Annotated in this window: 7 protein-coding genes and 1 pseudogene; all 8 read left to right on the top strand. The window is 43.2% G+C overall.

Annotated features, from left to right (window positions below):
- Positions 1-43: 43 nt before the first annotated feature.
- Positions 44-127: pseudogene (locus tag RDS42_RS09930) on the top strand (Maff2 family mobile element protein); the annotation flags it as partial.
- A gap of 19 nt (positions 128-146) precedes the next feature.
- Positions 147-1019 (top strand): VirB6/TrbL-like conjugal transfer protein, CD1112 family, encoded by an 873-nt coding sequence (locus RDS42_RS09925; RefSeq protein ID WP_308783522.1) that lies wholly within the window; start codon positions 147-149, stop codon positions 1017-1019.
- A gap of 27 nt (positions 1020-1046) precedes the next feature.
- Positions 1047-1436, top strand: a complete 390-nt coding sequence (locus RDS42_RS09920) for a PrgI family protein (protein ID WP_308783521.1) — start codon at positions 1047-1049, stop codon at positions 1434-1436.
- Positions 1351-3792, top strand: a complete 2442-nt coding sequence (locus RDS42_RS09915; RefSeq protein ID WP_331603197.1) for a VirB4-like conjugal transfer ATPase, CD1110 family — start codon at positions 1351-1353, stop codon at positions 3790-3792. The genes RDS42_RS09920 and RDS42_RS09915 overlap by 86 nt, the downstream gene beginning before the upstream one ends.
- Positions 3789-4571 (top strand): class B sortase, encoded by a 783-nt coding sequence (gene srtB, locus RDS42_RS09910; RefSeq protein WP_308783520.1) that lies wholly within the window; start codon positions 3789-3791, stop codon positions 4569-4571. Before RDS42_RS09915 ends, srtB begins: the two co-directional genes overlap by 4 nt.
- Positions 4572-4619: 48 nt before the next feature.
- The gene (locus RDS42_RS09905; protein WP_308783519.1) at positions 4620-4793 is read left to right on the top strand and encodes a hypothetical protein; all 174 of its coding nucleotides are present in this window, start codon (positions 4620-4622) and stop codon (positions 4791-4793) included.
- A gap of 83 nt (positions 4794-4876) precedes the next feature.
- Positions 4877-6892 carry a 3D domain-containing protein gene (locus tag RDS42_RS09900; protein ID WP_308783518.1) on the top strand — a complete coding sequence of 672 codons (2016 nt, stop codon included), beginning with the start codon at positions 4877-4879 and terminating at the stop codon, positions 6890-6892.
- A 454-nt stretch (positions 6893-7346) separates the two neighbouring features.
- Positions 7347-7749: peptide deformylase (locus RDS42_RS09895; RefSeq protein WP_308783517.1), on the top strand; the 403-nt coding region annotated here is incomplete at its 3' end.

Here is a 7749-nt window from a genome sequence, read left to right as displayed (position 1 = left end):
GTACGCCGCCGCCCGCCATCGAGCAGAGTTTTACACCTAATTGGGGATAAAACAGCTTATGAGCGGTGGTGGTGTAATCCTCATCGGTACTCAGTTAATTCCGCTTCTTAGTGGACTGTTTGGTTAAGAGAAAGGAGTAGTTATCCATGTTCGATCAGATTTTTGATGCGATCGAAGAATGGATGAGGGAACTCCTGACAGGGATGATCAATTCCAACCTGGATCAGATGTTTACTGATGTCAATCAGAAAACAGGTGAGATTGCAAGCCAGGTTGGACAGACTCCCCAGGGATGGAATGGCAGCATATTCAGTATGATCCAGAACCTGTCCAATTCGGTAATTTTGCCGATTGCAGGTATCATCATTACGTTTGTGCTCTGCTATGAACTGATTTCCATGCTTACTGAGCGTAATAACATGCATGATATTGATACATGGATGTTCTTCAAATACTTTGTGAAGATGTGGATCGCAGTGTATCTGGTAAGCAATACTTTTACGATTACAATGGCTGTTTTTGATGTAGGTCAGCATGTAGTAAATGCTGCATCCGGTGTGGTCACAGGCAGTACAGCCATTGATATCAGTTCGGCATTGACCGATCTGGAGGCTACATTGGAAGCCATGGAGATTGGAGAATTAGTAGTGTTGGCATTGGAAACCCTGATCGTCAGCTTCTGTATGAGAATCATGTCCGTATTGATCACCGTAATTCTATATGGACGTATGATTGAGATTTACCTTTATACTTCGGTCGCGCCGATTCCGTTCGCCACAATGAGCAACAGAGAGTGGGGACAGATCGGAACCAATTATTTCAGAGGACTCTTTGCCCTGGCATTCCAGGCATTTCTGATGATGGTTTGCGTCGCTATCTATGCTGTGCTGGTAGCGGGTATCCAGTATTCAGATAATCTGAGTTCTTCATTATTTGGCGTAATGGCTTATACAGTCATCCTGTGTTTCAGTTTGTTTAAGGCAGGATCCCTGAGCAAGTCGATTTTTAATGCCCATTAAATTAATCACAGGAAGGAGAGATAAACCATGGCATATGTCAGTGTTCCAAAAGATTTGACAAAAGTAAAAAATAAAGTGGCTTTTAATCTGACAAAGAGACAGATCATCTGCATCGGTATCGGTGCAGCGATTGGTATTCCGTTTTATTTCCTCACAAGAGGAATACTTGGGATGTCAAATGCGGCTACTGTTATGGTGATTTTGATGTTACCGGCATTTATGTTTGCCATGTATGAAAAAGATGGGATGCATCTGGAGGATGTGATCTTGCACGTCCTGAATGTAAAAGTGTTCCGGCCACCGGTCAGAACCTATGAAACAGAGAATTATTATGAATCGAATCCGGAAACAACCGGTTCGAAAAATGCATCCAGAGAAAAGAAGGGAGGAAAGACAGGTGTCAAAAAGAAAAAATAACAGCACCAAAAAGTCAAAGAAAAAAGAAGAAAAGCGGCTTTCGGTACAAAAGACGATCCGATACAAAGAGATGGGAAAGGATGGGATCTGCCGGGTACAGGGAAATACATATTCCAAATGTATCCGGTTTTATGATATCAACTATCAGCTGGCACAGAATGAGGATAAGAATGCGATTTTTGAAAACTGGTGTGATTTCCTCAACTATTTTGACAGCAGCATCCATTTCCAGCTGAGCTTTATCAATCACAAAAGTAATATGAAGGAATTTGAGAATGTGATCCGTATCCGGCCTCAGCATGATGAATTTGATGATGTCCGCATGGAATATGCACAGATGCTTAAAAATCAACTGGCAAAGGGTAATAACGGTCTGGTAAAGTCAAAATATATCACGTTTTCTATCGAAGCGGAGAATATTAAGCTGGCGAAACCGAAGCTGGAACGTATCGAGTCGGATATACTGAATAATTTCAAGGTGCTTGGTGTACCGGCATATCCCCTCAATGGTGTGGAGCGGCTTCAGATTATGTATGAAACATTTAATCCGGATGCCAGTGCCGATTTCCAGTTTGATTATGGTTCCATGATCCGGACCGGTCTCAGCACAAAGGATTATGTGGCACCGACCAGCTTTGTATTTAAAGAAGGGAAGACATTCCAGATGGGGATAACGATTGGCGCAGTCTCCTATCTGCAGATTCTGGCTCCAGAGCTTACCGATAAAATGCTGGCAGAGTTTCTGGATATGGATAAGGATCTTATCGTAAACCTGCATGTGCAGTCGGTAGATCAGATGAAAGCCATCAAGCTTGTAAAAAGCAAGGTGACGGATATCAACCGTATGAAAATTGAAGAACAGAAAAAGGCAGTTCGTTCCGGATATGATATGGACATCATCCCGTCAGACCTGAATACGTATGGCGGCGAGGCAAAGAGACTTCTGGAAGATCTGCAGTCACGAAATGAGCGTATGTTCCTGGTAACTGCGCTCTTTTTGAATACAGCAAAAAGTAAACAGGATCTGGAAAATGCAGTATTCCAGACTGCCGGTATCGCTCAGAAATATAACTGTGTGTTAAGGCGTCTGGATTATCAACAGGAGGAAGGGCTGATGAGCAGTGTTCCGCTTGGTGTCAATCATGTGCCGATCAAAAGGGCACTGACTACGACCAGCACTGCTATCTTTGTTCCTTTCACAACACAGGAATTGTTCATGGGTGGAGAATCCCTTTATTACGGATTGAATGCCCTCAGCAACAATATGATCATGGTAGATCGGAAGAAGCTGAAAAACCCGAATGGGCTGATTCTCGGTACACCTGGATCCGGAAAGTCCTTTGCGGCTAAGAGAGAAATTACAAATGCATTTTTCGTGACAAATGACGATATTATCATCGGTGATCCGGAGGGAGAATATTATCCACTGGTTCATGCCCTTGGGGGTCAGGTTATCCACATTTCTCCGACCAGCAAGGATTATATTAATCCCATGGATATCAATATGGATTATTCCGATGATGATAATCCACTGGGTGTGAAGTCAGATTTTGTCCTGTCGTTGTGTGAGCTGATCATGGGAACCAGAAATGGTATTGAGGCAGAGGAAAAATCAGTGATCGACCGGTGCCTTCCCCTTGTATATCAGAAATATTTTGCAGATCCGAAACCGGAAAATATGCCGGTACTGGGAGATCTGTATGACTGCCTGAGAAAGCAGAAAGAGCCCCAGGCCCAGCGTATTGCAACAGCACTGGAAATCTACGTTAATGGTTCTCTGAAAGTGTTTAACCATCAGACAAATGTGGAACTGAATAACCGGATCGTCTGCTTCGACATCAAGGAGCTGGGTAAACAGTTGAAAAAACTGGGAATGCTCATTGTCCAGGATCAGGTATGGAACCGTGTTACCATTAACCGGGGCTCACAGAAATCTACCAGATACTATATCGATGAATTCCATCTTCTTCTGAAAGAGGAACAGACCGCAGCTTATTCTGTGGAAATCTGGAAGAGATTTCGTAAATGGGGTGGAATTCCCACAGGAATCACTCAGAATATCAAAGACCTTCTGGCCAGCCGGGAGATTGAAAATATCTTTGAAAACAGTGATTTTATCCTGATGCTGAATCAAGCTGCAGGCGACAGGCAGATTCTGGCGAAACAGTTGAACATTTCACCGTATCAGTTATCCTATGTAACGAATTCCGGGGAAGGCGAAGGTCTCCTTTTCTATGGAAATATCATCATTCCATTCAAGGATAAGTTCGATAAGAGTCTGAAACTGTATTCCTTGATGACAACAAAACCGGAGGAAGTCGAGGAACGAAAGAAACTGGAGGCAGAAAGAAAATGAGAAAATGGATATCGAGGATTCTGTTTGTAGTTTCCATTATCCTTCTCTCCATCAGCCTCTATTTTCTGATGGGAATGTATCTGGAAGATCGAAAAAGTGAAACAGGATTCGACTCTATTCGACAAATCCATGAAGAACAGGAAACCAATGATAAAAAAGATGATGCTGAGGGAGACAGTAATCCTTCTGCTATTGTTGATTCTGGCCTTCTGGCTTTACATGAAAAGAATCCGGACTGCATTGGATGGATAAAGATTGAAGGGACAGCAATCGATTATCCGGTCATGTATCATCCGGAGGAAAAGAACTTCTATCTCCGAAGAAATTTTGAGAAAGAATACGATGTGAGTGGGACACCATTTCTCTCAGAACTTTGTGATCCGGAAGATGCAGACAACCTGATTATCTATGGTCATCATATGAGTTCAGGAAAAGTGTTTGCAGCTCTGGATCGTTATAAGTCAGAAGAATTCTATCAGGAACATCCGATCATCCAGTACAGCACACTTCATGGGAAGGAACAGTATCAGATCATAGCAGCCTTTGCTGTTCCGGTGTATACCGGGCATGATTTTGAATACTACTCTTTTACCAAGGCAGAAAATGCTGAGGATTATCTGGAATTTGTCAAAGAATGTAAAAAACGGTCATATTACGACACAGGTTATACAGCCCGGTATGGAGATAAACTGATCACTCTTTCTACCTGTGAGTATTTGCATAAAAACGGGCGGATGGTTGTAGTTGGATGCAAAATCAATGAGTACAATCTGGAATAGCAAAAAGTTGTATTATATAATATTCACAGAAGGAGGGTGAATGGTAAGATGTTAAATATATATTCAGAGGGTAATGAGTATAATTTGCCAAATGAAGAAATAATAATGTCTGAAGAAATGCTTTTGAATCGATTGGAGAAATCCAGAGAATCTGCAAAAAAAGGACATGTTAGAGATGCCGAAGATGTTATTTCAGATATTAGAAAGAAATATCAATTGTAAATAGTAAGATTATGAGAGGTCATTTACCGTGAAGACGATAGATGGCCTTTTTCTTATGTCTTTTTCGATGGAAAGGAGGAAAGATGGCAGGAAAAGAATATACAGCGAAAGACAAGATCTTTTCTAAAATGACAAGAGAAGGTCTGACGGAAGAAACACTCCGGGATGGTTCTGTGAAGAAAATCGGCCAGAAAAGCCGGGATGAACCTGAACTTGACAGTAAGGAGCGGGATGAGAAAAATGCGGCTCCCGGCAAAAGGCTATCGGACAGTTCCGGAAGAACTGATAACCGACGCATGAGAAGGTATGTGCAGGAATTAAGAATGTCTTCGGATATTGCATCTGAAGAAAGACCTGCAAGAACTTTTTCAAAAGCAAGCAGTGAAAGAATCATAGAAAAAAAGGACAGCCGGTACCAGGGAAAGCTTCATTCTCAGGAACAGATTCCGGAAGTATCCGGTATCTCGGATCAGAAAGATCAAGTAAAGAAGAAACGTGCTCGAAAGAGACTGACAGAAGAACAGGAAAAATCGGGTAGGCTTTCTTTTGGTGATGAAAGATCCGGCATGATCCACGGAGCCGGAACAGGAATGGGTCGAAAGGTAGCAGTCGGTGCGGCACTATATGCCAGAAATCAAATGGCAGAGAATGGAGATGATAATGCTGCTGTAGATGGTTCCGATGCAGTGATGGCAGCTGCTGATGAAGCAGCTCACAGTCTTCGCAGGGCACAGTTAAGAAGCCAGAGAAGTGATGTGAAAGCACACAGAAAAGGGATGAATCTGGATGCTCCAGAGGCTTCCAGATTGAAGTTTGATGCTGCGAAGGAAGCTGCAGACCGAACTGCCAGGGATGCAGTGCAAAATGCAGAAAAGAAGCGTTTCTTAAACCGCTTCTTCCAGAGAAAAAAATATAAAGATGCCTACCGGGCTGCCAGAGCTGGAAAAACAGCAGGAAGTCTCGGGGGAGAAACAACGATTGCCGGTGTCGAGAACATGACGGTAAAAGCCAAGATTGCTTTAAAAGAAATCGTAAGGCGAAACCGTACCGTGTTTCTTGGTATCGGCATTTTTTCGCTCATTTTTATGTTGATTGCAGTATCTCTGGGAAGCTGCAGCGCTTCAATTCAGGGCGGAGGTTCCCTGATTGGCATGACAACTTATTCCAGTACTGATGCAGATATCTATGCTGCAGAAAATGCTTATGCTGCCATGGAGGAGGCATTAAACCGGCAGATTAACAATATGGAGTCTACATATCCGGATTACGATTCCTATCAGTACAATGTCAGCGAAATCGGGCATAATCCGTATCATCTGACTTCATACCTGACTGCAAAGTATGGCGGATACACCTATGAGGATATAAGGGATGAGCTGCAGGATCTTTTCCAGGCACAATACCATCTGTCTACCCATGGAAGAACGGAAACAGTCACAGAAACAAGAACTGTCCGTGTGGGAGAATCACTGGGAAATGTGGTAACCAGCGGATATTGCAACTGTTCTATCTGCTGTGGAAGGTGGTCCGGCGGGCCGACAGCCAGCGGTGCATATCCGACTGCAAACCATACGATTGCTGTTGATGCAAACAATCCAATCGTACCTCTTGGAACGAAAGTGATCATGAACGGTGTGGAATATACGGTAGAGGATACCGGAAATTTTGCCAGATATGGAGTTGCTTTTGATGTGTATTACGACAGCCATTCTGCGGCCAGTGCACATGGACATCAGACCTGGGAAGCATTTCTCGCAGATGATAATGGCAGCCGGGAGGTGGAGGTTACTACCACGACTACACAGAGAGTCCTCTATGTCACTCTCACGAATACGAATTTTGATGCAGTGGCAAGGGCAAATCTGACAGAGGAACAGGAAATTCTGTATGATGCATTAAATACCACACTGGGCAACCGGGATTATTTGTGGGATGTAAACCGGATTACCGGAGCCGGAGGCGGTATGAGTTATGAGATCCCGCCGGAAGCACTGTCAGATGAACGGTTTGCAAGAATGATCCGGGAAGCAGAAAAATATCTGGGATATAATAGTTCCAGCTCGGCATCCGTCAATTTCAATGTGATCACATTTTTGTGACGGAGATTTTCTGACTTTTTCTTACGCGGCATACTCCTCCTTTCCTGAAAAAGTGAAATGATTCCACATTGTGGATTCACGAAATTAAATCAGCTGTCCCTTCTGATATAATTCGTGCTGCGACCACTTTTGTGGAAGCCAATTGACATCAAAGATGTCTAAATCGAGGGCATGGGGGCGCTGCAGGTCCAGTGGACCTGCGTTTAGCGCGGACCGTAGTGGAACGAAGACCGAAATCCCCATCAAGAACACATCCCCGAAAGGAATACCTAATCCCCAAAATGGATTTTGGTATTACCGGGGTGGATCTTGCTCTTAGAAAAAGAACCTCTCACTTATATGGGAAAAGAGAGCCCCCTATACAACATGGAAATGAAAAAACCTCGCTATGGTAGAAATGTGATTTTGTTGATATAATCAGAATGTGAAATGATTTGATACGGAGGAATGATAGATGGTAAAGCCAATAATGAAAGATGTGTTCTTTCTGGGACAAAAGTCAGAACCTTCTACAAAGGCAGATCTGCAGGTGGGAAAAGATCTACAGGACACCTTACAGGCAAATCGTGCCGGTTGTGTAGGCATGGCTGCAAATATGACCGGTGTGAAAAAGAGAGTGATCATTGTAAATATGGGATTCGTAGATGTTGTGATGTTTAATCCAGTCCTGTTGAGCAAGGATACTCCGTATGAAGCAGAGGAAGGATGCCTGTCTCTTTCCGGTGTAAGAAAAACCATACGATATAAAAATATCGAAGTAGAATATTATGATATGAATTGGAAAAAACAGCGACAGAAACTTAGTGGCTGGCCGGCACAAATTTGTCAGCATGAGCTGGATCATTTGGAAGGGATTA

Origin of the sequence: uncultured Blautia sp., from assembly GCF_902497045.1 — a bacterium.
Classification (GTDB): domain Bacteria; phylum Bacillota; class Clostridia; order Lachnospirales; family Lachnospiraceae; genus Blautia_A.
Note: the sequence above shows the minus strand (reverse complement) of the source record. Positions and strands in the feature narration are given on the sequence as shown.

What these genes read in the sequence shown, in the direction of transcription:
- RDS42_RS09925 (WP_308783522.1), top strand. Translation starts at nt 147, where the DNA reads ATGTTCGATCAGATTTTTGATGCGATCGAAGAATGGATGAGGGAACTC.
- RDS42_RS09920 (WP_308783521.1), top strand. Translation starts at nt 1,047, where the DNA reads ATGGCATATGTCAGTGTTCCAAAAGATTTGACAAAAGTAAAAAATAAA.
- RDS42_RS09915 (WP_331603197.1), top strand. Translation starts at nt 1,351, where the DNA reads ATGAATCGAATCCGGAAACAACCGGTTCGAAAAATGCATCCAGAGAAA.
- srtB (WP_308783520.1), top strand. Translation starts at nt 3,789, where the DNA reads ATGAGAAAATGGATATCGAGGATTCTGTTTGTAGTTTCCATTATCCTT.
- RDS42_RS09905 (WP_308783519.1), top strand. Translation starts at nt 4,620, where the DNA reads ATGTTAAATATATATTCAGAGGGTAATGAGTATAATTTGCCAAATGAA.
- RDS42_RS09900 (WP_308783518.1), top strand. Translation starts at nt 4,877, where the DNA reads ATGGCAGGAAAAGAATATACAGCGAAAGACAAGATCTTTTCTAAAATG.